Origin of the sequence: Hansschlegelia beijingensis (genome assembly GCF_045505405.1) — a bacterium.
GTDB lineage: Bacteria > Pseudomonadota > Alphaproteobacteria > Rhizobiales > Methylopilaceae > Methylopila > Methylopila beijingensis_A.
This window is the reverse complement of the sequence record NZ_JBJKEX010000672.1, coordinates 1-688: the sequence shown is the minus strand read 5'-3', so window position 1 is coordinate 688 and position 688 is coordinate 1. Positions and strand designations below refer to the sequence as shown.

General features: G+C 70.5%; 1 protein-coding gene. It reads left to right on the top strand.

Translation table 11 applies throughout. The annotated features are described in order from the left end of the window. Positions 1-49: 49 nt before the first annotated feature. On the top strand, positions 50-688 hold a 639-nt coding region (locus ACIKT0_RS19550), incomplete at its 3' end, for a YoaK family protein (protein WP_407106920.1).

Below are 688 nucleotides of genomic sequence, written 5' to 3'. Positions count from 1 at the left end.
GCATGTGTAGGATAGGTGGGGGCTGGGCGCGCCCGCGGAGCGCGTGCGCATGCGACCTGCCTTGCCGGCCCTGCTCAGCCTGATCGCGGGTTACGTCGACACCGCGGGCTTTCTCGCCTTGCACGGCCTGTTCACCACCCATGTCACGGGCAACTTCGTGACGCTCGGGGCGTCTCTCGTGCTCGGAACCTCCGGCGCGCTCGCCAAGCTGCTGGCGCTGCCGCTGTTCTGCGTGGTGGTCACTCTCGTCACGCTGCTCGGGAAACTGTTCGCGCGGTTGAGGATCCAGGGGCTGAGCGCCATGCTGGCGCTCGAGCTCGTCCTGCTGATCGCCTCCGCCGTGCTGTCCCTGCAGCTCGCCCCGTTTCCGGACGGCGACGCCCCGCGGGCGCTGATGATGGGGGGCGCCCTGGTCGCCGCCATGGCGATCCAGAACGCGGCCCAGCGCATCCACATGTCCGCGCTGCCGCCGACCACCATCATGACCGGCACCACGACCCAGATCATGATCGACGTGGGCGAGCTTCTGCATGGCGGAATGAGCCCCGAGGCGCGGGCGCTCGCCAAGGGCCGGCTGAAGCGGATGACCTTCGCGGTCGTGACCTTCGCGGTCGGCTGCGCGTTCGGCGCCGCGCTCTACGCGTGGCGCCCGACGATGTGCTTCATCGCGCCGGCGGCCCTCGCCGCC